General features: G+C 60.7%; 28 protein-coding genes and 1 riboswitch. Of the genes, 18 read left to right on the forward strand and 10 right to left on the reverse strand.

The window, feature by feature from the left end; all coding sequences use genetic code 11:
* Positions 1 to 17: 17 nt before the first annotated feature.
* On the reverse strand, positions 18 to 1,166 hold the full coding sequence (locus M2368_RS01295) for an acetyl-CoA C-acetyltransferase (protein WP_498723933.1): 1,149 nt from the start codon (positions 1,164 to 1,166) through the stop codon (positions 18 to 20).
* 563 nt (positions 1,167 to 1,729) lie between these two features.
* Here M2368_RS01295 and M2368_RS01300 point away from each other — a divergent pair.
* Genes M2368_RS01300 through M2368_RS01310 form a run of 3 tightly spaced genes read left to right on the forward strand, consistent with a single transcriptional unit; the run spans position 1,730 to position 3,630 of the window.
* Complete coding sequence (locus tag M2368_RS01300) at positions 1,730 to 2,572, forward strand: class I SAM-dependent methyltransferase (protein ID WP_133833669.1); 843 nt, start codon at positions 1,730 to 1,732, stop codon at positions 2,570 to 2,572.
* The gene (locus M2368_RS01305; RefSeq protein WP_133833670.1) at positions 2,565 to 3,110 is read left to right on the forward strand and encodes a GNAT family N-acetyltransferase; all 546 of its coding nucleotides are present in this window, start codon (positions 2,565 to 2,567) and stop codon (positions 3,108 to 3,110) included. Before M2368_RS01300 ends, M2368_RS01305 begins: the two co-directional genes overlap by 8 nt.
* Complete coding sequence (locus M2368_RS01310) at positions 3,103 to 3,630, forward strand: 2'-5' RNA ligase family protein (RefSeq protein WP_133833671.1); 528 nt, start codon at positions 3,103 to 3,105, stop codon at positions 3,628 to 3,630. The genes M2368_RS01305 and M2368_RS01310 overlap by 8 nt, the downstream gene beginning before the upstream one ends.
* Here the strand turns inward: M2368_RS01310 and M2368_RS01315 are convergent.
* Together M2368_RS01315 and M2368_RS01320 are read right to left on the reverse strand one after the other, a co-directional pair.
* Positions 3,627 to 4,205 (reverse strand): CDP-alcohol phosphatidyltransferase family protein, encoded by a 579-nt coding sequence (locus tag M2368_RS01315; protein WP_166650721.1) that lies wholly within the window; start codon positions 4,203 to 4,205, stop codon positions 3,627 to 3,629. The two genes, M2368_RS01310 and M2368_RS01315, sit on opposite strands and share 4 nt — an antisense overlap.
* 180 nt (positions 4,206 to 4,385) lie before the next feature.
* On the reverse strand, positions 4,386 to 4,679 hold the full coding sequence (locus tag M2368_RS01320) for a Fe-S cluster assembly protein HesB (protein ID WP_105657563.1): 294 nt from the start codon (positions 4,677 to 4,679) through the stop codon (positions 4,386 to 4,388).
* A 235-nt stretch (positions 4,680 to 4,914) separates the two neighbouring features.
* Here M2368_RS01320 and M2368_RS01325 point away from each other — a divergent pair, with 235 nt between their 5' ends.
* From M2368_RS01325 to M2368_RS01340, 4 genes are all read left to right on the forward strand, one after another.
* On the forward strand, positions 4,915 to 5,394 hold the full coding sequence (locus M2368_RS01325) for a GNAT family N-acetyltransferase (protein ID WP_332489188.1): 480 nt from the start codon (positions 4,915 to 4,917) through the stop codon (positions 5,392 to 5,394).
* 56 nt (positions 5,395 to 5,450) lie between these two features.
* On the forward strand, positions 5,451 to 5,837 hold the full coding sequence (locus M2368_RS01330) for a VOC family protein (RefSeq protein ID WP_332498454.1): 387 nt from the start codon (positions 5,451 to 5,453) through the stop codon (positions 5,835 to 5,837).
* 67 nt (positions 5,838 to 5,904) lie between these two features.
* Positions 5,905 to 6,342: a GNAT family N-acetyltransferase gene (locus tag M2368_RS01335; RefSeq protein WP_332489190.1), complete on the forward strand. Its 438-nt coding sequence runs from the start codon at positions 5,905 to 5,907 to the stop codon at positions 6,340 to 6,342.
* 129 nt (positions 6,343 to 6,471) lie between these two features.
* Positions 6,472 to 7,233, forward strand: a complete 762-nt coding sequence (locus tag M2368_RS01340; protein WP_332595390.1) for an isocitrate lyase/PEP mutase family protein — start codon at positions 6,472 to 6,474, stop codon at positions 7,231 to 7,233.
* A gap of 227 nt (positions 7,234 to 7,460) precedes the next feature.
* Here M2368_RS01340 and M2368_RS01345 read toward each other — a convergent pair whose 3' ends face one another.
* From M2368_RS01345 to M2368_RS01355, 3 genes are read right to left on the reverse strand one after another with little or no spacing between them, the layout of a single operon-like run.
* A complete protein-coding gene (locus M2368_RS01345) occupies positions 7,461 to 8,078 on the reverse strand; it encodes an NAD(P)-dependent oxidoreductase (protein WP_498723934.1) in 618 nt (205 codons plus the stop codon).
* Between the two features lie 41 nt (positions 8,079 to 8,119).
* Complete coding sequence (locus tag M2368_RS01350; RefSeq protein WP_498723935.1) at positions 8,120 to 8,452, reverse strand: transcriptional regulator; 333 nt, start codon at positions 8,450 to 8,452, stop codon at positions 8,120 to 8,122.
* Entirely contained in the window at positions 8,413 to 8,844 is a 432-nt protein-coding gene (locus M2368_RS01355) for a hypothetical protein (RefSeq protein ID WP_498723936.1), read from the reverse strand. Before M2368_RS01355 ends, M2368_RS01350 begins: the two co-directional genes overlap by 40 nt.
* 183 nt (positions 8,845 to 9,027) lie before the next feature.
* Here M2368_RS01355 and M2368_RS01360 point away from each other — a divergent pair, with 183 nt between their 5' ends.
* Positions 9,028 to 9,732, forward strand: a complete 705-nt coding sequence (locus M2368_RS01360; RefSeq protein ID WP_105657555.1) for a hypothetical protein — start codon at positions 9,028 to 9,030, stop codon at positions 9,730 to 9,732.
* Here the strand turns inward: M2368_RS01360 and M2368_RS01365 are convergent.
* The 3 genes from M2368_RS01365 to M2368_RS01375 all read right to left on the reverse strand — a co-directional run bounded on the left by M2368_RS01365 (position 9,729) and on the right by M2368_RS01375 (position 13,347).
* Entirely contained in the window at positions 9,729 to 10,223 is a 495-nt protein-coding gene (locus tag M2368_RS01365) for a DinB family protein (protein WP_332727124.1), read from the reverse strand. The genes M2368_RS01360 and M2368_RS01365 overlap by 4 nt on opposite strands.
* Positions 10,220 to 11,119, reverse strand: a complete 900-nt coding sequence (locus M2368_RS01370) for a GNAT family N-acetyltransferase (protein ID WP_498723937.1) — start codon at positions 11,117 to 11,119, stop codon at positions 10,220 to 10,222. Before M2368_RS01370 ends, M2368_RS01365 begins: the two co-directional genes overlap by 4 nt.
* A 116-nt stretch (positions 11,120 to 11,235) precedes the next feature.
* Positions 11,236 to 13,347, reverse strand: coding sequence for an oxidoreductase (locus M2368_RS01375; protein ID WP_332488599.1), 2,112 nt, complete (start codon positions 13,345 to 13,347; stop codon positions 11,236 to 11,238).
* 275 nt (positions 13,348 to 13,622) lie between these two features.
* On the opposite strand from M2368_RS01375, the gene M2368_RS01380 reads away from it, so the two are divergent.
* The 6 genes from M2368_RS01380 (at position 13,623) to M2368_RS01405 (ending at position 18,408) form a co-directional block, all read left to right on the forward strand.
* A complete protein-coding gene (locus M2368_RS01380; RefSeq protein ID WP_105661528.1) occupies positions 13,623 to 14,309 on the forward strand; it encodes a VOC family protein in 687 nt (228 codons plus the stop codon).
* 60 nt (positions 14,310 to 14,369) lie between these two features.
* On the forward strand, positions 14,370 to 15,089 hold the full coding sequence (locus tag M2368_RS01385) for a lysoplasmalogenase (protein ID WP_208294235.1): 720 nt from the start codon (positions 14,370 to 14,372) through the stop codon (positions 15,087 to 15,089).
* Positions 15,080 to 15,874, forward strand: coding sequence for an alpha/beta fold hydrolase (locus M2368_RS01390; RefSeq protein WP_181149016.1), 795 nt, complete (start codon positions 15,080 to 15,082; stop codon positions 15,872 to 15,874). Before M2368_RS01385 ends, M2368_RS01390 begins: the two co-directional genes overlap by 10 nt.
* A gap of 121 nt (positions 15,875 to 15,995) precedes the next feature.
* Positions 15,996 to 16,430 carry a GNAT family N-acetyltransferase gene (locus tag M2368_RS01395; protein ID WP_181149015.1) on the forward strand — a complete coding sequence of 145 codons (435 nt, stop codon included), beginning with the start codon at positions 15,996 to 15,998 and terminating at the stop codon, positions 16,428 to 16,430.
* Positions 16,431 to 16,461: 31 nt separating this feature from the next.
* A complete protein-coding gene (locus M2368_RS01400; RefSeq protein WP_105661525.1) occupies positions 16,462 to 16,893 on the forward strand; it encodes an OsmC family protein in 432 nt (143 codons plus the stop codon).
* 294 nt (positions 16,894 to 17,187) lie between these two features.
* Entirely contained in the window at positions 17,188 to 18,408 is a 1,221-nt protein-coding gene (locus tag M2368_RS01405) for a mechanosensitive ion channel (protein WP_332594813.1), read from the forward strand.
* A gap of 83 nt (positions 18,409 to 18,491) precedes the next feature.
* On the opposite strand, the gene M2368_RS01410 is transcribed toward M2368_RS01405, so the two are convergent.
* Positions 18,492 to 19,451 carry a GNAT family N-acetyltransferase gene (locus M2368_RS01410; protein WP_498723938.1) on the reverse strand — a complete coding sequence of 320 codons (960 nt, stop codon included), beginning with the start codon at positions 19,449 to 19,451 and terminating at the stop codon, positions 18,492 to 18,494.
* A gap of 79 nt (positions 19,452 to 19,530) precedes the next feature.
* Positions 19,531 to 19,635, forward strand: a riboswitch (TPP riboswitch).
* Between M2368_RS01410 and thiO the strand changes: the two genes are divergently transcribed.
* The 4 genes from thiO to moeB all read left to right on the forward strand — a co-directional run bounded on the left by thiO (position 19,633) and on the right by moeB (position 22,968).
* Positions 19,633 to 20,730: a glycine oxidase ThiO gene (thiO, locus tag M2368_RS01415; protein ID WP_498723939.1), complete on the forward strand. Its 1,098-nt coding sequence runs from the start codon at positions 19,633 to 19,635 to the stop codon at positions 20,728 to 20,730. (Overlaps the previous riboswitch by 3 nt.)
* Before the next feature lie 26 nt (positions 20,731 to 20,756).
* On the forward strand, positions 20,757 to 21,002 hold the full coding sequence (gene thiS, locus M2368_RS01420; RefSeq protein ID WP_105657546.1) for a sulfur carrier protein ThiS: 246 nt from the start codon (positions 20,757 to 20,759) through the stop codon (positions 21,000 to 21,002).
* A 2-nt stretch (positions 21,003 to 21,004) separates the two neighbouring features.
* Positions 21,005 to 21,826: a thiazole synthase gene (locus tag M2368_RS01425; RefSeq protein WP_332727127.1), complete on the forward strand. Its 822-nt coding sequence runs from the start codon at positions 21,005 to 21,007 to the stop codon at positions 21,824 to 21,826.
* Entirely contained in the window at positions 21,823 to 22,968 is a 1,146-nt protein-coding gene (moeB, locus tag M2368_RS01430) for a molybdopterin-synthase adenylyltransferase MoeB (protein WP_498723940.1), read from the forward strand. The genes M2368_RS01425 and moeB overlap by 4 nt, the downstream gene beginning before the upstream one ends.
* The last annotated feature ends 40 nt before the right edge of the window (positions 22,969 to 23,008 follow it).

The raw sequence follows: 23,008 nt of genomic DNA on the forward strand, positions 1-23,008 counted from the left end.
GCGGCGGGTGCGGGTAGCTAGAGGCGTTCGATGATGGTGACGTTGGCTTGGCCGCCGCCCTCGCACATGGTCTGCAGGCCGAAGCGGGTATCGCTGCGTTCCAGCTCATGGAGCAAGGAGGTCATCAGCCGTGCACCGGTGGCACCGATGGGGTGGCCCAGGGCGATGGCGCCGCCATTGGCGTTGACCTTGGACATGTCGGCGCCGGTTTCCTGCTGCCAGGCAAGCACTACCGCGGCGAAGGCCTCATTGATTTCAATGCGGTCCATGTCTTCGATGCCCATCCCGGCGCGTGCCAGGGCATGCTTGGTGGCGCGGATCGGGGCCGAAAGCATCATGACCGGGTCATCGCCTCGGGCCGAGATGTGGTGGATGCGGGCGCGGGGTTTCAGCCCATAGCGTTTGACCGCGGCCTCGGAAGCAATGAGCAGCATCGCGGCGCCGTCAGACATCTGCGATGCTGTGGCTGCCGTATGCGCGCCGCCTTCGGCAATCGGTGCCAATGACTGCATCTTGGCACGGTCCACGGGGCGTGGCCCCTCATCTGCAGCCAGGGAATCCAAAGCAAGGATCTCGCGGTCGAAGTATCCTTGCGCCTGGGCGTTCAATGCCCGCTCATGGGAGGCCGCAGCGAAGTCCTCTAGCTGGGTGCGGGTGAGGCTCCAGCGTTCTGCCATCATCTCTGCGCCGCGGAACTGCGAGATTTCCTGCTCGCCGTAGCGGGACGCCCACAGCGTGGAGCCGGTGTAGGGATCGGGGAAGCCGAAGTCCTTGGCGGCGGAGTTGGAATAGGACAGGGGAATGCTCGACATGGACTGGACGCCACCGGCAACCACGAGGTCGCTGCTTCCGCTCATGACCGCTTGGGCCGCGTAGGAGATCGCCTGCTGCCCGGAGCCGCACTGGCGTTCTACCGTTGTCCCGGGGACATGTTCGGAAAGGCCGGCGGCCAACCATGCGTTGCGGGCGATGTCCATTGCCTGGGGTCCCAGCTGGTCGATGCAACCGAGGATGACCTCATCGTATTGCTCGGAATCAATGTTGTTGCGGTTCACCAGTTCGGCCAGCGGCGCGGCGGCGAGGTCCAGCGGATGCATATGCGCCAGAGACTTTCCCCGGCGTCCGACAGGTGTACGCAGCGCATCGATGATGTAGGCCTCGGGCATGGGCTCCTCCAGGAAGTTTTTGACAGGAAACGTCTGCTGAACCAACAATGCCCAATTCATCAACGGTTGTCTAGGTCACAATTGCCACGCTTGGCTTGGGAAAATGCCACTAGCTCCAAATTCGCTACCGATAGGCGCGGCTTGGCTGGGGAGTATGCTCCAGAACGGAAAACGGATGCGCGGGCGAAGCGAGCCGGGAAATTGCCTGCGACCGGAATAGCGCCCAGTCCAGGTTCAGCGACCCCAACCCGGACCTGCTAAACGTCGCCGAGTCACGGGCACAAGACCGTCTGATCGTTTTTGCTTCGGGAAGCCTGCAACCATTGCCGGGACTCATCCGGCCTCCGCTGGACCTGCGGTGCCCAAGGCCGCGGTCAACTCGTGGCGTGATTCCGGGTGCTGCCAGGTGGAGACAGGGCATGGAAGGCAGCCAATTCGGTTCCGCGCTTTGCCAAGGCTGGAGTCCTGGAAGGTCAAAGCAGGAGCGCGGTGCCCTCGGTGTTGGCGCGAGTACTCGGCGTGGTGTCCGGCGAATTGAACACGCCTGATGGAAGTACTTGCCAATGGGCGGGCTGCACCTAGGCAATGCAAGAATTGATGGAGCACACTGCACCTCGACGGAAATTTTGAGAACGGAACAGGCCCAAGTGAGCTTCGCTGACTACGATCCACGAATCATTGCGCTCTACGATACGGATAATCCCGACGGACCGGATCATGACTATTACCGTGCCTTAGCGGCTGAAACCAAAGCGCACCGGATTCTGGATCTCGGCTCCGGCACCGGCCTTTTGACGGTTACGCTTGCCATTGCGCAAAGAACTGTCGTTGGAGTTGACCCCTCACCGGTAATGATGGACTACGCCAGACAACGGCCCAACGCTGAGCGAGTCACATGGATTGACGGCGACGCTTCGGCAATCGACGGCGGGCCCTTTGACCTGATGGTGATGACCGGCAACGTAGCCCAGCACATCCCGGATCCGCAGTGGGCGCAAACCCTGAAACAACTCCGCGCTGCCGCGGCGACCGGGGCCGTGCTGGCCTTTGAAAGCAGGAACCCGTCGACTCGCGCCTGGGAGCAATGGAATGACGAAGAAACCGCAACCCGGGACACGCAATTCGGTCCGCTGACCGAGTGGAGCGATGCGGAAGAAACCAGTGCGGGACTCGTGCGCTTGACATCCTATGCCAAGATTGAGCACTCGCAGGAAGTACTGGTCGAAAAGCTGGACCTGGCTTTCCGCAGCGCCGAGCAGATCAGTGCAGATCTAGTTGCCGCAGGGTTCAAAGTTCGCGCAATTTGGGGTGACTGGCAGAAGAACCGCTTCAACGGAGAACAACCCCTGATGATCTTCGAAGCGGAAGCGATCAGGAAAGTGGCCGGGGAGACTGCTCATGGATAGGCAACCTTCCAAGTTGCCGGTTACCGTGCTTTCCATCGAGCATTCAGCTTGCCTGCAACGGCTGATGGAAAGCAACCCGGGATATTCGCAACGTGTCACCGGTGCCGGGCCTGCATCCGATGCCGCAATTCAGGCATTGAGCGCCCTGCCGCCGAAGGCGCAATCCGAGCAGAAAATTGATCTTGGCCTATGGGAAGGCGAAGAACTGGCCGGATTCGCGGATCTGATCGTCGGCTGGCCCAGACCAGATACGGTCCACATCGGATTGCTCATGGTCGATGGTGCCAGGCACGGACGGGGCCTGGGGAAGCAGATCCATGAAGCGGTGCTCGATGTGATCCAGGATCATCCGTTGATCACCGCCTGCCGGATTTCGATAGTCGATGCCAATGCTGCTGAAGTTGAACCGTTCTGGAAGAGCCTTGGTTATGCGCCGACCGGAGAAATCAGCACCTACGCGGTGGGGGACAAGCAGTCATGGGCGCGCACGTGGTCGCGCCCGATCACCAGCATGAGGAAGGAGAACCTTGATGAGTAGGTCCCCGGACAACATTTTGCTGCACCTTCCAGCAGAGCAGGAGCAGCAAGTACAGGAGGTCTTTGCCCAGTTGGAGATGCGCGGCTTCCCCGCGCAACACCAGACTCCGCATATCACCATTACCTTTTCGCCCAGCATGAGCGAGGTCGTGACGCAGCGGGCGGCAGAATTACTGCCTGCGCTCATCCCCGCGAGCTTCCAACGGGTGGGCACTATTGTCTTTGGCACGAAGCGCAAGCAAACGGTTGCGTGGCTGCTGGAAACCACGGATGCCTTGGAAATGGCAGCCCGGGAAATCAGCGCGCTGAATCCCGATGGGCGGGGACCGCGGTGGACCCCGCACCTGACCATGGGGTTGCGGCTGCCACGCGAAATTGTTCCCGACTATATCCGGGCACTTGAAGAGCTGGCCTCAACGCAGCTCAGGGAACTGACTGCCTGCCGGGCAGCCTTGTGGAAGCCGCGAATACCCGAACTGACGCTCCTGGCCGGAGCAATGCAGCAGGAAAACCGCGACTAGCTGGCCGATGCAGCTTGCTCTTTGGCAGAAGCACGCATGATGCGCAGATAGCCGAACCCGACAAATAAATGCAGCACCGTACCGGCAGTCAAAATGGCTACGCCCGGTGTTGCCAGCACCGAAAAATCGGGGATCCTGCCACACGCCACGCAGGCCAGCCCCAGCATCATGATGGCGGTGCGGATCTTTCCCAGCCACGTGGAAGCTGGCGGGGAGCCCAGGCGCAAGAAGAAATAGGTGCACAGCAGGATCAGGTCGGTGATGAAAATGGCCAGGCCAACCCATAAGGGGATCGCCCCATTGGCCACCAGGGCGATCGCGATAGCCACGATGCCCAAACGATCAGCTATGGGATCCAGCAGGACGCCCAGATGCGAAACCTGATTGAACTTGCGGGCAATAAACCCGTCAACCCAGTCGCTCAGGCCGAAGGCGAGAAGCAGAACCGCTGTCAGTGCCGGTTCGGTATCGGCCAGCAAATAGCCGACGATGGGAACCACCAGGAGAAAGCGAATAATCGTGATGGCGTTCGGAATCGTCGCCCACTCATGCTTGCGTACCGCGCGCGTTTCCACTGCTTTCCCCTTTCCCTTAGTTGAACGATGACGCACTGCGTCGCAATATACAAGGGTGCGGGGCATCTGGCCTGCAAATATGATCCGTCCAGCGTACCGGTGCAGGGAGATTGTTAACGAACTGCGGGGCCGTCCCGAAGGACGACCCCCGCAGCCAAAGCTAAAGGGCAGGGTGCAGAATTAGCCCTGCTCAAGGAGCTGGAAGCTTACGCCACCCTGCTCATCCACCGCCGCGTCGAGTACTTTGCCCTCCAAAGCGTCGGCAATCGCTTCATCCACGTAGACTGGGCTGCCTTCGGAAGCCACGACGCCGTCGGTGCTTTCGGGAGCGGGGACAATCTGCAGGCCGAAAGCGGCATCTTCCGGGTGGGTGCTGTCTGCCTGCATGATGCGCAGACCAGCGGTTTCTTCCTCGGCCTGGTTGGTGACGATCGCGGTCACGATCGATGCTGCTTGGTCGGTCAGTGCGAGCACGAGGCTCTCCTTCCGGTTGAGGACATACCAAGTTCAGGGCATGTGGGTGCCACGATTCCAAAAAACGCAACGAATCTCAACACCGCTTAACAGCTGCGCAACATGCTTGGACTTGAACCCCGCCAGCCCGATAGGGTCCGCCCCAACACATAGACTGGCGTTGCCCTGCAAAGGAGAAATAATGCGCGATGCTCAGGCAGCCCGCGGCAGGAGTACCGCTGGGCACGGAATACGCTTGGCTGATTTTCAACCGCAGGACTTGCCTGCAATCCATGCCTTTGCCGCTGACCCAGTGGTGTGCCAGTACTCGACATGGGGACCCAACCAACTGGCCGACACCCGGGAATTTCTCGCCGATGCACTGCTCGAGCAACCGCATAGGGTCCTGCAGGCGGTCATGCTCGGTGATGTTCTCATCGGTTCGGCTTCGGTGTGGGTCACCGACCGGAAAGCCAAGGCAGGGGAGATCGGCTACACCCTGAATCGAGAATACTGGGGAAACGGATACGCCACCGAAACTGCTGGACTCCTGCTCCGTCGGGGATTCGAGGATCTTGGTTTGGAACGGATCAGTGCAACCTGCGATGCGAGAAACGCAGCTTCCATCCGAGTCCTTGAAAAGACCGGATTCAAGCCGGAAGGACGCCGGGTTGAAGATCCAGACAGCGACGCCGCACGGGCTGAAACCCTGATCTTCAATATTGGCCGAACCTAGCCCTGGGCAGTCTCCTTGCAGGTATATTGGCAGCAACAGCGACGAGGAGGGACCAGATGAGACTCCATCACGTTCAGTTGCCGATGCCACGCGGCCAGGAAGCTGAAGCCCGCCGGTTCTACGGTGAAGCCCTGGGGCTAATCGAAGTCCCCAAGCCGCCTTCCCTTGCCGGCAGGGGAGGTTGCTGGTTCCGCGCTTTCAAAGCAGATGCCGTTGTGGCGGAAATCCATCTGGGCATAGACGATCCATTCATTCCAGCCAAGAAAGCGCATCCTGGAATGGTCTGCGACTCGGTAGAGGAGTGGGAAACCCTCGCTGGCCGTATCGATTCCATGGGCTATGAACTGTCTTGGGCAGAGCGCGAAACCTTTGAAGGATATCTGCGGTTCCATGCCCGCGACGGGTTCGGGAATCGTCTGGAAATCATGACCCCATCTAGCTAGCGCAAGTACTATCCGGTCAGGAGCCATCGTGGAACAATCCAGCTTTGCAGCAACCAGGGACCATCCCGTGCCAGACGACGTTGCGCGGTTGCTTGCCACCGTTCCTGAATGGTTTGGCCAACCTGAATCAAACGCAGAGTACATCCAGTCCGCGCGGACCAAGGAAACCTGGACCGTTCGCAATGCCCAAGGCGCAGTGCTCGGTGTGCTCTTGGCAGAACGGCACTACCACCACTCCGTTGAGATCCATCTGATGGTGGTCGACCGTGGATACCACGGCGGTGGAATCGGTTCGGCTTTGTGCGCAGCCATTGAAGCCGAGGCGCTCGCCGGCGGAGTGCAGCTCTTGCAGGTCAAGACCCTGGGTCCTTCGCACCCGGATGCCGGCTACGCGAAAACTCGGCGATTCTATGAAAAGCAGGGCTTCCTTCCCCTGGAGGAAACTAGCCTCTGGGGAGCTGGGACGCCCTGCTTGACCATGGTTAAACCGCTACCTGGCAAGTAGCAATAGGATTGAAATGATGCCTGGTTCCAGCGCTCATGCCGAATCCTGGGAGTTCATCTTCCAGTTGTTTCCATCGTGGACTCCGAGCCGTAGACTGGGTGGATTCCGTCACGACTCTAGGAGATATCCTTGACTGAAATTTCAGCTCTCGCCCAGAACCTCGCCAAGCAGCACGCCTCAGGTGAACTGCTGGTCATGCCAACCGTGTGGGATGCCTTCAGCGCCAACATCGCGGCATCCGCTGGCTTCGCCTCGCTGACTGTCGGAAGCCACCCCGTCGCCGATGCCTTGGGCAGTGAAGATGGCGAGAAGATGGACTTCGCAGACTATCTGGCCGCGGTTCAGCGAATCACCAGCAGTGTCGATGTGCCGGTCAGCGCTGACGTTGAATCCGGCTACGGCCTGGATCCGAAGGAACTCTTCGAACGCGTTGCGGCAGCGGGCGCTGTCGGCGTGAATATCGAAGATGTTCTCCACAGTGAAGGCGGCCGTGTCCGTGAACGCCATGAGCATGCGGACTACATTAACGGCGTCCGCCAAGCAGCAGATGCAGCAGGCATCGAATTCGTGATCAACGGACGCACCGATGCAGTGAAGCTGGCCGATAAGTTCGCAGACCCGCTGGGCGAGGCAATCGAGCGCATCAAGCTGATGGAGCAGGCTGGTGCGCGTAGCGTGTATCCGGTGGCCCTGGCCAATGCCGATCAGGTTGCTCAGGTCGTGCAAGCAGTCAGCATTCCGGTGAACGTGACGGCCCACCCAGTCAACGCGCACCCGGCCGGTGACCTCGCAGCCTTGCGTGAGCTAGGGGTTCGTCGCGTGAGCTTCGGACCGCTGTGGCAAATGTGGTTGGCGGAGATGTCCGGCAAGCAGCTCGGAGCTTGGCTCTAGGCCTTCCCCGGATCAGGCAGTGCGCGCCAGGCGGGCGACGGCCGCACGCTGGTTGCAACGAGGAACGGCAACCCGGGCACAGTCCGGCACCTCACAGGACATTTGTGTTCTGTGAATAGTTGGAAAATCTGCCGCCAGGGCATTTCGCCTTGGCGGCAGGCTCCGGCAATGCCGGGACTGGCCCGCACCAAACGGGTGTCAAGGGCCCCTGGCTTTCTGCAGCCGAATTAGTTGCTGATGCCGTAGGCCTTGCTGATGCTCTGGTTGCTTTGAAGTGTTTCGAGCATGAACGCGGCAAGATCATCACGCGTGATGCTTCCACCCAGCCGGCCTGGTTCACCAACTTGCAGTGCGGTCCACTTGCCGAGGGCAGGCTTGCTGCCCAATCCGGTGGGGCGCACAATGCTCCAATCCAAGCCAGAATCTTCCACTAGCTTTTCCTGCTCGGTGTGGTCGGCCAAAGGCTGGGCCAATAGCATTTTGGAGATGAGACCGATGACGCCGGGAAGTTGCGAACCGGAGTTTCCGGCGCCCAGGGAAGACTGGATCAGCAGGCGCTGGGGACCGTTCGCCTGCATCGCGTGGACAACACTGCGTGTCACGCTGGTGCGGGCATTTTTCTTTCCCTTGCTGCCACCCACGGTGATAGCTACGGCGTCGGCGCCGACAATCGCCTGCACCGCGAATTCAGGATCAGAGGCATCGCCGTTGAGCTGATTTATTTGCCCATGCGCGGTGCGGGAACCGCTTCGCGAGACGACGGTAACTTCATGGGATGCCTGGCGAGCGAGTTCAGCCAGCGCAGCGCCGGTTCCGCTGTTGCCACCGATAATAACGAGTTTCATGAGTTCTTTCCTTGAAGCGTGAAGGCATCAGGTGCCCTGCACTATTCTCCCGCAATGCGGTTGAGAGTTTTCATCAGTTTCTTGAAGGTGCGCTGGCCAGTCTCCGACAGGCACACGAGGGTGATGCCGTAGCGGTCTTTGCGTTCCTTTGACAGGTGGATTAGTTCACGATTTTCCAGATCCTTGAGGATCTTTGAAAGGTCGGCGGTGGACAGCCCCGTGGCTGCTTGGAGTCCAGCGAAATCCGCCTGTTCTACTTGGCTCAGATGCGCCAGCGTAACGAATCTTTTGGGCGCCAGAAGCAAGGGATCAAGTTCTTGGTAATTCATGGAGCTCAGCGCCGAATTAACAGGAAGAGATAGTAGCCAAGCCACAGCATCGGTGCGAAGCCTCCCAGCAGCAGCGCTTCAGGCCAAGGTGCGGTTTCATGATGGACGATGCTTCGCCAAATAGGCAGGAGCAACCAGGTGGCAAAAATGGCCAGGATCGTGCGGGCACCGGGATAACGCGGTTCATTGATGCGGCGCTGCCGCGCAGCGAACCAGTGATTCGCTGACAAAAAGGCAATAATTGCTGGCGCTATGGAGATCCAACCGTATCCGGACATTGCCAGTAGTCCTGCCGCCAATGATGCGGCAACAACCAAGATCGCTATCGCGTGATCGACGGCCTTGAGTTCGCGGCGGGGGCGGTGGGGGACCGAGCCCAGCAGTTGCTGCGCCTTGCCGGGCGATAGCGGGGTGGATGAACTGGAATCTTGGCTCATGCCTCAATCTTTGCAACTAGTTGCAATATTTGCAAGTAGTATTTTGTTTCAATTCCGTATCTGTTCATGCTTTTTATGATCGGACGGTTGAGGAACTGCTATTCTCGGACGGAGCCAGCTAAACCACCCACGGCACCGAGGCACGTCAACATGAATGCTTTTTCTGCTCGATCTGAAACAGCCATGGATCACCGTCGGAGTGCATTCGCGTGGCGACCTGAAGCCGATACGCTCATTGCCTTGGCCACGTTGCTGGCGTTTTCCCTGTGCTACTACGCGGGGACCGCGATTGATAGCCTTTTTCTCTGGCTCGGCATTTTGGTCTTCGGAACCTTTGTCCCTCTCTGGACGGTGCTGCACCGGCGCCGAGAGACTCTTGCAGGGGTGGGGATCACGAGAAAACTCCTGCTGGCATCCCTCGCTATTTCCCTGGTGCTGGGTGCCGGGTCCGCCTACCAGCTGGTCACCTTGGCCAACGCCAGTGGCGCCGATATCGCAAGCCATCTGGCGGCGAACTTCTTGGTCTTGTGGGAACCGTTCTTTGTCTTTGGATGGTTGTATCTGCGGTGGGAACGCGCTTTCGGATGGTTGCCAGCTATTGCGCTGACTGGCCTCGGCTTCATGGTTCAGCACCTCGGTTCGGTTCCGGTGGCAGCTGCAGCAGGATTCGGTGTTTTCGCGATCTTGTTCGCGATTGCCTTTGCCATGATGCGCAACCTCGCGGTGTTGTGGCCGCTGTTCTACCCAGTAGCCAGTGGAATCGGGACCTTGCAGGCTGGGTATTCGATGGGATGGGGCGATGCCGGCATCTCGGCTATCGTACTGGTGCTCCAGCTGGTGATCTTCTGGTGGATCGCCAAGAGGGCCAAAAGCCTGCCTGCAGCCTAGCCCAAGGCGCCAGCGGCATAGGCAGCCTGCCCGACATGGACCGAGGCGTCGTCAATGATCGATACCAAGCGCACCCCACGGGTAACCGCCGGGTCCCAGCTTCGATCAATGATTTCGTCGAGTTCGTCCTCGCGCAGTCTTGAGGCGTAGCCGCCGAGCGCGGAAAAGCACGCCTCCAAATAGTCCAGGAGCAGCTGCTGGTCGTTGACGATGATCGAGCGAGCCTGCTCGGCGCTGTGCCCGAAGCCCATCGAATCGCCGAGCTCGCCCAAATTGAAGCGGTCCCGGAACTGCTCCCAGAGTTCAGGCTGACCGCTCAGCGCCGAGAGCTGGATATCTGCTTCGCGCCCTGAATGCCATAGAAGCCATGCAATGGAGTTGGGGTGGTTGCCCGGGTGCGCGTTGAGCTGTTCATTGCCCAGCTTCGGTAGCGCGCGTGCCGCGTCAATTGTCCGCTGGGCCAAGTCTGACAGGAGCTCGGAGACTTTCATGATTCCTCGTTCTTCCCGCGATGCCAGTCGCAGGATTCGTTATCGGCAATGAATTCGGCGGCGAGATAGGTGGCAACGGCGGCAGTGTTGTCGCTGGCAGTGCATACCAAGGCGCTGGATGCTCCCATGGATCGCAGTTCTGCAGCGGCCGCCAGGCTGATCGCCGTGCCGTACCCCTGGCCGCGGGATGCCGGATGCACCGCGATGGGCTCCAGCAGCCCTGGCCGTCCGGGACCAGCAGACCAGACCGCTGCGACAGCCAGCGGGTTCATGTCGCTGTCATAGGCGGTCAGGCATTGCCCCTGGGCATAGATGGGAGTACTGGCCATGGTATGCCAGCGCTGCACCGCACGCGCCAAGTCTTCTGCTGAGAAATCGGCGCCGCGAAAGGCATTGAGGTGGACTTCCATCCATTGGCTGGCTTGGGCGGAATCGACCCGCCGAAAGGTAAGCTCCGGCAGATGCACCGGAGTGTCCAGCGAACGGCGCAAGGGAGTCCATGCTTCGCCCGGAACCCACCCGTTGGCCTGCAGGACCTGGCCCAAGGCCGTCGCGCCGCGGGCTTCGATGCTGGCGGATGAGGAAGGGAAGATCCGCTGTTGCGGCGAGAGGAGGTCGGTGTGGATCTGCTCGGCCAGCGGCTGGATGCCGACGTAGTCCGGATGCAGGGCCATTCGCATGTGATCCGGGCCATCGAGCAGGCCAATGGCATAAATCGATTCGCGATCCGCCCAGACCCGCAGGCTTTGCGCAGTGATTTCCAGACCCCGAATTGCGTACCAGCCCACATCCCCGGGATGCAGCTGCAGGGGCAGGCCATCGCGTTGCCAGCTGGCGAGCTCATCGACGAGGTCGGCAACCTGCGCCGCGGCGGGGGTAAGCATTCTAAGGCTCATTGGCCCATTCAAGCACTGGGCCTGCCATGGGACAAGGGTTCGCGGCAGGCAGCGGGCCAGCAGCATCCGCCGGATGCTGCTGGCCCGCTGCCTATGGGCGTGCAAGTTGCATCGGACTACAGGTTGGCGGTGGCCTTCCACGCAGAATGCACGGCACCGTGGATGTAGTTGACCGCACTGGCATCGCCGATGACATCGACGCTGAATCCGGCACCGCGCAGCTGATCGGCTACCGGCGCGGCACTGGTGGTGCCATCGGCGTAGATGACCATGTCGGCCGGGGCGCTGAACTGCTCTTCGCCTTCGGTCCATTCCACGGTCTTCTCGGTGATGCGGGTGACCGAGACATTGCGGTGGATCTTGACGCCATGCGCGAGATTCTCCTTGACGGCGGTCCAGCGGCGCGGCATGGCCAGCGGCAAGCCCAGCTGCTGGCTCTCATGGACCAGAGTGACGTTGCGGCCGCGCTCGGCCAGGAACTCGGCCAGTTCCAGTCCCACCAGCGAGCCGCCGATGACTACAACGTCCTTGCCCATCGGCAGCCAGAACTTGGTGAACTGGCGGACGAATTCCGGGGACTTGGTCAAGCCCGAGAGTCGTCCGAGCTTGCCCATGGTGCTCAGCACCAGTCCGGCTTCCTCGGCTGTAGCGGTACCCAGCATCATGGCGCGCAGGGTGTCGCCGGTCTGCACGTTGGGCAGGTCGCCGCCTGGCATGTCCGGCTTCGGGCGCACGGCGCCGGTAGCGACAATGACGTGGTCGGGGTTCAGCCCGCGGATGGTTTCCGCGGTGGCTGGGGTATTGAGCTTCACCGCAACCCGCAGGCGCTTGAGCTCGGATTTCAACCAGCGCAGCAGGCGCTCGTTATCCGGGGTGGTCATGGTGGAGAACCACATGGTTCCGCCCAAGCGGTCGGCCTTGTCGACGATGGTCACCCGGTGCCCGCGCTCGGTGAGCACGCGTGCGCTCTCCATGCCCGCAGGGCCCGCGCCAACGACAACCACATGCTTCGAGGCGCTTGCCGGCTTCAACGGCAGCAGCTTCTCGTTACCCAGTGCCGGGTTCACTGCGCAGAACGGGGTGTCATCGAAGAAGTTCTCCGCCACGCACAGGTAGCAATTGATGCATGGGCGCACCTGGTCAAGCTTTCCGTCGCGCAGCTTGTTGGGAAGCTCCGGGTCGGCCAGCAGCTGGCGTCCCATGGCAGCGAAGTCCACCTTGTTCTGGGCGATCGCCTTCTCGGAAATGTCCGGGAGCATGCGGCCCACGGCGATCACCGGAATGGAAACATGCTTCTTGATCTCTGCGGCATTCTCCAGGTAGGCCCCGACCTTGTTCGGCAGCGGCCCGTCGGTGAAGTTGTCGAAGGGGTTGCGTCCCCAACCGGTCACGTGGATGCCGTCAGCGCCTGCGGCTTCGAACATCTTGGACGCCTCGATGGATTCGGCAAGGCTCAACGCGCCTTCCTGGCCGTATTCCTCTCCGGCTACGCGCACCAGGATCGCCAAGGAATCTCCCACACGTTCCTTGACGGCGGCGATGACCTGGCAGGCCAGGCGGGCACGGTTCTCCAGCGAGCCGCCGTACTGGTCGGTGCGCAGATTATCGCGCTGGTTCAAGAAGACGCCAAGGATGTATCCGTGCGCCGCGTGGATCTCGATGGCGTCTGCTCCGCCCTTGGCTACGCGTTCTGCCGCGTCGGCCCATGCGGCGATCAGCCAGTCGATGTCCTCTTGGGCCATCTCGTGGTAGCTGGCTTGCTTGCCCTTGGTGGCAGCACCCATCTTCGCGAGTTCCTCGGGGGTGCAGTCGGCCAGCGCGCTCATGGAGTAGCTGTAGTCCGGCTTGTTCGGCGCCATGACTGGACGTCCGTTGGCGGTGTCTACGCGCGCTACCTTGCCATGGTGGGTGGACTGGATGCACAGCTTGGAGCCTGCAGCGTGGATGGCGTCGGCCAGTGCCTTGATGCCCGGGATGTATTTGTCCTCTGACAGTCCCGGTTCTTTCATCGAGGCCGCTCCGTAAGGGAAGGCGATAGCGCATGCGCCGGTGATGACAAGTCCGGCTCCGCCGGCGGCACGCGCGACATAGTGGTCGATTTCCGACTGCTCGATTTCACCGCCTTCGGAAACGTTCATGTCCATAGCGGGAAGGACAATGCGGTTGGCGGTGCTCATAGGCCCGATCCGGCCTTCTGACATCAGGTGGGGAAAATCCGTGTTGCTCATGGCAACATAATACCGGCGGAAAATGCTCCAATTTCCGCCAGGAGAATCTTGGAATTGGAATTAATGGCACTAAGATAAACAACTTGCTCAAATTCAAGCATGTCATAATGGTGTTAGAAATTAGCATTGCAACTAATTCTTATGGAAATCCTGCGAAAAGAATTCTTGTTTCCATTGCCTAAGTCAACGATAATCAATTTCCATATGTGGATATTATTGGCCGGTTCAACGAATGCGCGAAGTGACCGGAATCACCTCAGCGGTAAGCTGGAAGCATGTACTGGGAAAATATCGTCTTCGATGCCGAAAGCCCGAAACAGCAAGGGGAATTCTGGGAGGTCCTGCTCAAGTGCCAGATGCTGACCGATAACGCCGACGGCTATGAAACCCGACTGCAGCTGGCGGGACCGAGATACCTGGATTTGTGCTTCCCCGCTGTCCGGAACCCGGACCGTGCTCAACAGCGCGTGCACCTGATCCTCGGATCCGGCACCCATTTCAGCGAACGCCTTGGCGATCGGCACCGGGATGCCATGGAGTCCAGGCTCGATGCCGCAGGCAACGAATTTCTGCTCCGTGCCCACGACCAGGACGCAAGCGGCTTGGTGCTTGAAGCCCTGCAACTGGCCTGCGTTGACCCGGCCGGAGATGCAGAATTCTGGAAGCAGCTGCTGGGATGGGACATCGTTGCGCGGTCTCCAGTGGTTCTGGCTCATCCATCAGGCGCGGGCCCGCGGCTGGTCCTTGTCCGGGAAGCTTCACCCAAGACTGCGGGGAAGAATGCGATCCATCTGGACCTGCGTCTCGAACAGGCCGAGAGCATGGAGGACGCGTTGGGAATCATCTGCGCATTGGGCGGCAAGGAACTGGACCGTCCGTGGGGTACGCTGCCATGGCGGGTATTCCAGGACCGCTCGGGCAATGAATTCTGCGTCCTGGCCCCGTCGGCTTCCAACCGGTGACGGATCCGGCAACGCCCCGAGGCCGCTAAACGCAATTATCGGCACTACCCAAGGAAGAAAGTGCAACCACACCTAGGCAATGAGCACACCGTTGCGGTGATCCCGGGGCAGTCACGCCGCGGGATCGCGGCTCTGGCGCTCCTGCTCGCAACTGCCACCCATTTGCTGGCACAACTGTTCTGGCCTTCGGGGCTGCTGGCGGACGCCACGCAGATCCTGCTGATGCCGCTGTTGGCAGGAACGGTTCTCGCCCTCACCACCTCGCCGCGTGGCACACTGATCCGGCTGGTGCTCATAGCCCTTTTCTTCTCCTGGGTCGGTGACACCTTGCCCCGGTTCATGGACGGCGATTCTGCATTCCTGGCCATGGTTAGCGCATTCCTGGTTGCGCAGTTCTTCTACATCGCCGCTCTGGCAAGATACTGGAAATCTTCGATACTGCGCCATTGGTGGATGCCGCTTCCTTATCTTGCCGCATTTGCCCTGCTGCTGGTCCTCTGCTCACCCGGTGCGGGAGTGCTGCTCGCCCCGGTGATCATCTATGGCTTGGCATTGATGATGATGGCCATCCTCAGTACCGGGCTGGGTCCGATCGCAGGCTTCGGCGGCGCAATATTCTTCCTCTCTGATTCCTTGATCGCACTGCGCTCATTTGCGGATATCGATGTCCCCGGAATGGGATTCTGGATTATGCTCACCTACGTAGCTGGCCAATGGATGATCAGCTACGCTGCGAGCCAGCGCGAGGCACAGGAGAAGAGCACGGTGAAATGCGAGTAGCGCCAAAGAGCAGGATCCCGTTGTTCATGGTGCATGGCAACGGGGTAGACCACCGTATCCTCAAGCCGCTGGAAGCAGAGCTGGCCAACGCGCAGATCTTCGACTTGCACTACGTCGACTTGCCCGGCTTCGGAACCTGTCCACCGCTAGGGAACCCCGGGGGACTGCCAGAACTTGCAAACTGGTTGGAGGAACTGATCAGGCAAACCGCGGGAGAGGGGCCGTTCGCACTGCTGGGCAACTCTCTTGGCGCCTTGCTCTGCCAGGAGATGGCCGACAGGTTTCCCGGCCAGACCCAAGGACTATTCCTCCTGGCCCCAGTGGTCTTTCCCGATGCCTCGCGGCGCACTGTGCCCGAAGCGCAGGTAGTCGTAGAGGATCCCGGGCTGTTGGCCCGGATAGATCCCCGCCAAGCACAGCAATTCTCCGATATTGCCGTGGTGCAATCGCAGCAGGCGTGGCAGAGCTTCGCGCAGTGGGTGCTGCCCGGGCTGGACTGCGCGAACTTGCGCTCTATGGCCAAGCTATCCAAGCGCTACTTCCTGGATCCTCTGCCCGTGGAGCGTAAACGCCAGCTGGATATTCCGGTAACCATCCTGTGCGGGAAACAAGACCACATCACCGGATACCGGGATCCCGAGCAGCTATCGCGCCGGTACCCCTCGATGAGGATCCGCGTGCTTGATTCTGCAGGGCATAACGTGCACCTTGAGCAGCCCGAGCAGGCCGCGGCCGAATTGCGGGACTGGGCCCACCGCACGGGCCGCATGAACGAGCCGGCTTAAGCCGGGGAAAAACCGCATGCTGGTGTGCCGCAACGATCCATGAAAACTTGAGGAATCGCTGGCACCCGGCTACATTTCGAATCAGCAAGTACGGATTCGCTTGAGCATGAAGGAATATGGCATGGAAGAGACTCTCCTGCTGCGCGAGCTGTCGAGCGTAGATGAAGTGCCTGACCTGCTCGACATTTGGCGCAGTTCGGTGGAACGCCGGGGAGACTTCCTCTCGGCTGCTGATATTGATGCGGTGGCCGTCGCCCTGGAAGCTGTCTATAGCCAATCGGTCTCAGTCAGGATTGCCCAGCATGGTCGACGCATTGTTGGCTTTGCGGCATGGAGCAGTACACGCATCGAACTGCTCTGGGTGAGGCACACTGATCGCCAGAAGGGTGTGGGCCGCATCCTGCTGGATGAAATCATCGCCAGCATTCCCGGGATCAGCGTTCATCTCGATTGCCAGCGCCAGCCTGCCATTGCGTTCTTTGGCGACTGCGGATTCGTGCCTGTGCCCGGGGAAACTGCATCGTCGCCGCAACGAGTCGTATTGCGCCACGTGTAGTCTTCAGCCTGGATCGTGGCACGATAGTTTCATGAGTGAAAATAGCCGTGAGATCCGTGAAGTCAGCATCGAACGCGTCGAGGCACGCAAGTACAAGGCCACCAGCCTCGAATCGGGAGCCAGCCTAGAATTCGGCCAGGGCGAAGGGTTGCTAACCCCGGTGGAGTTGCTGCTTGCTGCCATCGCAGGGTGTTCCGCAATTGATGTTGATGTGGCGACCACCAGGAGAAGCGAGCCTGAGAAATTCGAAGTCAAAGCGGGCGGCTACAAGGTCTCTGAGAACTCGGCGAGCCGGATGGAGGACATTCATCTTGGTTTCGATTTGAAGTTCCCCGACACCGAGGAAGGCCGCAAGGCAGCCAGCATGGTGGAGCGCATCGTCAAGCTTTCGCATGACAAATACTGCACCGTCTCCCGCACCGTTGAACTGGGTGCTTCCGTGCGGAGCGAAGTCATCAACTAGGTAGCGGGACTTCCGGTAATTCCCGGATTGATAAAGATCAATGGCTGAATCCGCAATAGCTTCCATGGCAATTCACGGGTTTGGACGCAGCCGCGAACTTTCTAATATTGCGTGGATCGGTTGTCGGTAGGGCCTTATTGTTCGGAATTCGTTGAATCCATCGGGATATAGTCAGCTTTTCGCAATTCGAGCTGTGAAAGTCCAATGATTCAAGCTGGGAGCATGGGTCTTTGCCCTAGTCAGCGGAGAACCTTCATCGTAGGGTCGGATTGTCCCTACGTTGAAGGAGCAGCAATGCAGTCTGAGAACGTTTTAGGCAATATCGACTGGGCGTCGATGCTACAAAAGGTTGGCATCGCGCTAATCATCCTCATCATTACGTGGCTAGTTGCACGCATAGTTCGTTGGGCTGCCGCCAAACTGGTGAACAGGGTGAAGTTCCTGCAAAAGCAGGGCAATGACGGAGAACAAATAGGCCAATCCCTGGGCAAGGTCGCGGGGTTGATTGTCTGGCTCTTCGGCCTCGTGGCAATCCTGCAAGTCTTCGCTCTATCCGAAGTGCTATCGCCGGTGCAGGGCATGCTCGGCGGCGTCATGGCCTTCATCCCCAACCTCATCGGTGCGGGCTTCATCTTCTTCATTGGCTACGTCATCGCGAATATTGTTCGCCAGCTGCTGAGGACCGGTTTGGGAACTGTCGATTTTAGCGGACTGGTCCGCAAGGTCACCCCAGGCAACGAACCAGTAGATGAAGTTCAGTCTCGCGAATCCCAAGCGAAGATCGTTGACATCATTGCCAACATCGTCTTCGCCTTGATCCTGCTAGTCGTCGCAATTTCAGCCCTGCAGGTTCTGGGCATCGCGGCAATTTCGGTACCTGCCCAGCAGATGCTGCAGCTGGTCTTCACCGCAATCCCGCAGGTCATCATGGCCTTGGCGCTCTTGGCCGTGGGTATCCTGATTGCCAAGTTCGTCGGGCAGCTACTTGAATCCACCCTCCACGGCGTGGGTACCGACACTGTTGTTGCCCAGTGGGGCGTAGTTCCCGAGGGCAAGAGCGCTTCGGGAATCATCGCTGGCATCGTCAAGATTGCTATCGTGCTGTTCTTCGGTGTGATGGCGGCCCAGATGCTGAACTTCCCAGCGATCACCAATATCCTCAATGAGATCCTGGCCTTGGGCGGCAAGATCCTCTTCGGCGCAGCAATTATCGCCGCAGGTTTCGTCATCGCCAACGTCATTGGCCGCTTCTTGGGTGACACTACTGCTTCGAAGATCATCCGCTACACGGCAATTGCGCTGTTCGTGGCGATGGGCCTGAAGTACATGGGTATCGCCGATTCGATCATCAACATGGCCTTCGGCGCAATCGTCATTGGCGCAGCATTGGCAGCGGCTCTGGCCTTTGGCCTCGGCGGTCGTGATGCTGCGGCCCGCACGCTGAAAAAGATGGAGGCCCAACAGACCACCAATGGCCCGGACTCGACGCCACCGGCATCGAGCCCAGGCATCTAACCACGCATCACAAAACCTGAGGGACAGATAAGAAGTCGCGGAATCCAAGACCGGATTCCGCGACTTTTTTGATGCCCGCCAAGCTACTGCTGCGTGCCCCACGGCAAGGGCATGACCGCAGAGCCGCCATCGGTACGCAACCGTGCGTAGGTGTGCACATCGATGCGTTCTCCGGCAACCAGGAATTTGCCCCGTTCGATACCTTCGTGCAGGAAGCCGTTGCTTTCTGCCACATGCTTCGACCCGGGATTATTTGCCCGCAATCCCAGCTCCAAGCGGTACAGTCCCAGCTCGTCGAACAGGTAATCCACCAAGGTTGCCACGGCGCGGGTGGCCAGCGACCGGCCCCGGTAATTCTGGTTCATCCAATACCAAATCCACGCGTTCCGATTGGCCGGGTCTACCGTACCGCACACCAGTCCCACCAGCCGATCCCGATATGCGACGGCCAACGCCTGCTGGCGTTCCCCGGCCTCCAGCAGTGCGCGAACATACGACTCAGCCTTTTGCGGGGAATCGGCGTCGCCTTGGCGCAACATGTCGGGGTTCGAGGAAAATGCCTCGTAGACCGCTTCGGCATCCGAAAGGCGCAGCCGGCGCACCGCGAATTCACCGTCGGCATGCACGGCTTCCTCCGGTCCTGCAGATGGCTGCGGATGAGCGGCGGCCGTGCCCTGGTGGAAGAGCAGCTGCCAGCGGCCCTGCTCATGGATCCACAGTGAACTGCGTTCGCTGGGGGAACCGGCGAGCAGCTTCCAGCGCAGCAGCACCAGCTGGTCTGAAAGCTGGAGAGCCACCGGGCTTTCGACTTTCAACGCCCCGGCATCCCGTGCCGGCTCCCGGGCCAGCTGGGCAATGATGGCCTCGCGATCATAGACTCGCCCGCTGGCTCCCACCTCGGCGAACCGAGGATGCAAGCGCCGCTGCAATTGCTCCTGGCTATGGCGTTGGCTGGATTCCAAGAGTTCTTGCTCCAACGAGATGATGGTGCTGGATAGCGCAGAACCTTGGGGAAGCACGATAGGGAAGTCATGGAATGCCATGTCAGCAAGTACATCACAGAAGATGACGGAACTGCTTTCAATGAAGTTCGACTTTATGAGCTGCATCATGCTTATAATCGCTGTAATCCGCGGGAGCCTGAATCGACCAGGCTGAGAGGGCACCGAGCCGACCGCTACACCTGATGCGGGTCATGCCGCCGTAGGAAGGAAGCGTGCCCTTGTGCATGTCAACATTGTTGGCGCCGGGATAATCGGCCTGGCCGTCGCGTTCGAGCTGGAATCACGCGCACACACCGTCACCCTCATCGATCCGGCACCCGGCCAAGGTGCAAGCTACGCGGCAGCAGGAATGCTGGCCCCGGCAGCTGAAACGGTCTGGGGCAATGGCCCGTTGCACCAGCTGCTTGCCGCCTCGAATGCCGCCTATCCGCAGTTCATCGAGCGCATCGCATCGGCCACCGGGCAACGCCCGGACTACTTGCAGAACTCCACGCTCGTTGTCGCCGCAGAGCCTGCGGACCGCGAAGCCCTGCACGAGCTGGCCGAACTGCAGATATCCCTCGGCCTGTCAGCGCAAAAGCTGCTGCCCAGCCAAGCCCGCAAGCTCGAACCAGCCTTGGCCGCCAATATTGCTGGCGCGGTCCTGTGCCAAGATGACCACCAGGTCGACCCTCGATCCATCGTCAAGATCCTGTTGGAGCATCTGCGTCCGCACCTGGTCGAGGAACGGGCGCAGGCACTGGTGACCGACGGGAAGCGGACCACCGCTGTGCGGACCGCATCGGGCCGAATCCTCGAAGCGGAGCAGACCATCGTGGCCACCGGTCTTGGCACCCTCGATGGCTTGAACGAACTTCCGCTGCGCCCGGTCTACGGGGACATCCTCCGGATCCAGGGACCAGCAGGCCCGCCGCTCATCACCCGCACCATCCGCGGCCTCGTGCACCGGGAACAGGTGTATCTGGTGCCGAGAAGGGACGGCAGCCTCGTCCTTGGCGCCAGCGTCCGTGAAGACCGGCAACAAGCGGTGAACATTGGCGCGATGCACCTGCTGCTGGACAACGCGAGAAAGCTGGTCCCCGGCATCAGCGACTGCACGCTGAACGAGGCAACGGCCCGGGCACGTCCCGCCACGCCAGATGACCGGCCGCTGCTTGGACGCCTTGATCCAGGGCTGCTGCTCTGCACCGGGTACTCCCGGCACGGCGTGCTGCTGGCTCCGCTGGGCGCAACGCTCACTGCGGATCTCGCCCACGGCCACCAATCCCACCCCTTGCACCAGGCTGTGGATCCCCACCGCTTTGCCAACGCAACCTAGACCGCTCACCGAACGGAGCAGCAACCATGACAAGCATCGGCATTAATTTCAATTCACGGCAACTGAACCTGGACGAAGGAACCACCCTTCGCGAATTCATCAGCACGCAAATCGGCAAGGAACTGGACGCCAACTCGGTGGCCGCTGACGGCAGCAAGCTCGGAGTTGCCGCCGCCGTCAATGGCGCTGTCGTTCCACGCAGCGCCTGGAATAGCTACCTGCTGGCCGAAGGGCACAGCATTGAACTCGTTACCGCGGCCCAGGGAGGCTAGGCATGGAAACGCGCAACATCACCGAGCTGGACATCCACAGCGACCCATTCCAGATCGCCGGACGCACCTTGTCCTCGCGCTTGATCCTCGGCACCGGGGGAGCGAGTTCGCTGACCACCCTGGAAAGCGCCCTGCAGGCCTCCGGAACGGAGCTGACCACCGTGGCCATCCGCCACTTTTCGGCGGCCGGCGCAGGCAACGTGTATGAACTGCTGCAGCGCAACAACGTGATTGCGCTGCCCAACACCGCTGGATGCTTCACCGCCCGCGATGCGATCCTCACCGCGCACCTGGCCCGTGAAGCTCTGGAAACCAATTGGATCAAGCTCGAAGTCATTGCCGATGAGCACACGCTGCTGCCGGACCCGCTGGAACTGCATGCGGCCACCGAGCAACTAGTGGCCGACGGGTTCCAGGTCTTCGCCTATACCAATGATGATCCGGCACTTGCCCAACGCCTGCAGGACGCCGGGGTTGCGGCAATCATGCCGGCCGGAGCGCCGATCGGCTCGGGCCTGGGGATCCTGAATCCGCACAATATTTCCACCATCGTCTCCCGCGCGCAGGTACCGGTGATCCTTGACGCCGGGGTGGGCACCGCCTCGGATGCGGCCCTGGCCATGGAGCTCGGCTGCGACGCGGTGCTGCTGGCCAGCGCGGTGACCCGGGCGCACAACGCGCCGCTCATGGCCAGGGCCATGAAGGATGCTGTGCGTGCCGGGCGCGCCGCGCGGCTCGCTGGCCGGATCCCGCGCCGCGATACCGCACTGGCCTCCTCGCCGGCCGAAGGCATGATGCAAACCCTGGTCGGTGACTTCTCGTGAGCCGGGAAGCCCTGGTAGCACCCGGCGCGCAGCTGGAACCGGAAGAGCTGGCGCGCTACTCCCGGCACTTGTCCCTGCCCGGGGTGGGAGAAGAAGGGCAACGCCGCATCGCCAACGCCAAGGTGCTGGTTATCGGAGCCGGGGGCCTGGGCAGTCCCATTGCCAGCTACCTGGTCGCTGCGGGAATCGGCACCCTCGGGGTCATCGACGATGACACCGTCGAGCTGTCCAATCTGCAACGACAAACCATGCACCGGCAACAGGATGCAGGGCGCCTGAAAGTGGATTCGGTGCGGCGGATGGCCCACGAGCAGAACCGGAACGTCCAGATCATCACCGTGGATGAAAAGCTGGATGAATCCAACGCCGTGGCGCTTTTCAGTGAATACGACTTGGTCATCGACGGCAGCGACAACTTTGCCACGCGGTACCTGTCCAATGATGCCGCGGAAATCACCGGCACCCCGCTGGTGTGGGGAACCCTCGTCCAGTTCTCCGGGCAGGTGTCCGTCTTCGATCCGCGCACCGGCCCGATGCTGCGTGATCTTTTTCCTGAAATCCCCGACGCGGACTCCGTGCCCAGCTGCGCCGAAGGAGGAGTCTTCGGCGCACTGTGCGGCGTTATCGGTTCGGTGATGTGCGCCGAAGCCCTGAAGCTCATTACCGGAATCGGGACCACACTGAGCGGCAAGCTCTGGCTCTATGATGCGCTGGAAGCCAGTGTGCGGACCCTCGAATTCGCCAGGGATCCGCAACGTGAGCCGGTGACCGGGCTGGGGGAGTACCAGCCGGTTTCCTGCGCTGTCGACGGGCATGTCCCGGAGCTCACGGTTCAGCAGCTAGCGGAGCTGGAAGCGGATGAACCGGTATTGCTGGTGGATGTGCGCGAATCCTGGGAACGCGACATCATAGCGATCCCGCACAGCCAGCACCTTCCGCTCGCGCAGCTCAAAGAACGGGGACTGGGAAAGCTCGCGCACGGCGCTTCGGCGGTCGTATTCGTGTGCAAAACCGGTGCCCGTTCGCAGCAGGCGGCGCGGATCACCATGTCCGGTCGGGATGCAGGCATTGCGGTCTACAGCCTTAGCGGCGGAACCGTGGAATGGGCCAGGCAAGTGCGGGGCCAGCAGGTGGCCTACTAGGGCTCAGGCGCATCTTTGGCGCGCAATTCACCGGTGGGAG

This window comes from Arthrobacter sp. JUb119, from assembly GCF_024807995.1.
Classification (GTDB): Bacteria; Actinomycetota; Actinomycetes; order Actinomycetales; family Micrococcaceae; genus Glutamicibacter.

Excerpts from the sequence above, each read along its gene's own strand:
- M2368_RS01295 (WP_498723933.1), bottom strand. The coding sequence starts at position 1,166 with ATGCCCGAGGCCTACATCATCGATGCGCTGCGTACACCTGTCGGACGC.
- M2368_RS01300 (WP_133833669.1), top strand. The coding sequence starts at position 1,730 with ATGGGCGGGCTGCACCTAGGCAATGCAAGAATTGATGGAGCACACTGC.
- M2368_RS01305 (WP_133833670.1), top strand. The coding sequence starts at position 2,565 with ATGGATAGGCAACCTTCCAAGTTGCCGGTTACCGTGCTTTCCATCGAG.
- M2368_RS01310 (WP_133833671.1), top strand. The coding sequence starts at position 3,103 with ATGAGTAGGTCCCCGGACAACATTTTGCTGCACCTTCCAGCAGAGCAG.
- M2368_RS01330 (WP_332498454.1), top strand. The coding sequence starts at position 5,451 with ATGAGACTCCATCACGTTCAGTTGCCGATGCCACGCGGCCAGGAAGCT.
- M2368_RS01345 (WP_498723934.1), bottom strand. The coding sequence starts at position 8,078 with ATGAAACTCGTTATTATCGGTGGCAACAGCGGAACCGGCGCTGCGCTG.
- M2368_RS01355 (WP_498723936.1), bottom strand. The coding sequence starts at position 8,844 with ATGAGCCAAGATTCCAGTTCATCCACCCCGCTATCGCCCGGCAAGGCG.
- M2368_RS01360 (WP_105657555.1), top strand. The coding sequence starts at position 9,028 with ATGGATCACCGTCGGAGTGCATTCGCGTGGCGACCTGAAGCCGATACG.
- M2368_RS01365 (WP_332727124.1), bottom strand. The coding sequence starts at position 10,223 with ATGAAAGTCTCCGAGCTCCTGTCAGACTTGGCCCAGCGGACAATTGAC.
- M2368_RS01370 (WP_498723937.1), bottom strand. The coding sequence starts at position 11,119 with ATGAGCCTTAGAATGCTTACCCCCGCCGCGGCGCAGGTTGCCGACCTC.
- M2368_RS01375 (WP_332488599.1), bottom strand. The coding sequence starts at position 13,347 with ATGAGCAACACGGATTTTCCCCACCTGATGTCAGAAGGCCGGATCGGG.
- M2368_RS01380 (WP_105661528.1), top strand. The coding sequence starts at position 13,623 with ATGTACTGGGAAAATATCGTCTTCGATGCCGAAAGCCCGAAACAGCAA.
- M2368_RS01390 (WP_181149016.1), top strand. The coding sequence starts at position 15,080 with ATGCGAGTAGCGCCAAAGAGCAGGATCCCGTTGTTCATGGTGCATGGC.
- M2368_RS01395 (WP_181149015.1), top strand. The coding sequence starts at position 15,996 with ATGGAAGAGACTCTCCTGCTGCGCGAGCTGTCGAGCGTAGATGAAGTG.
- M2368_RS01400 (WP_105661525.1), top strand. The coding sequence starts at position 16,462 with ATGAGTGAAAATAGCCGTGAGATCCGTGAAGTCAGCATCGAACGCGTC.
- M2368_RS01405 (WP_332594813.1), top strand. The coding sequence starts at position 17,188 with ATGCAGTCTGAGAACGTTTTAGGCAATATCGACTGGGCGTCGATGCTA.
- M2368_RS01410 (WP_498723938.1), bottom strand. The coding sequence starts at position 19,451 with ATGGCATTCCATGACTTCCCTATCGTGCTTCCCCAAGGTTCTGCGCTA.
- thiS (WP_105657546.1), top strand. The coding sequence starts at position 20,757 with ATGACAAGCATCGGCATTAATTTCAATTCACGGCAACTGAACCTGGAC.
- M2368_RS01425 (WP_332727127.1), top strand. The coding sequence starts at position 21,005 with ATGGAAACGCGCAACATCACCGAGCTGGACATCCACAGCGACCCATTC.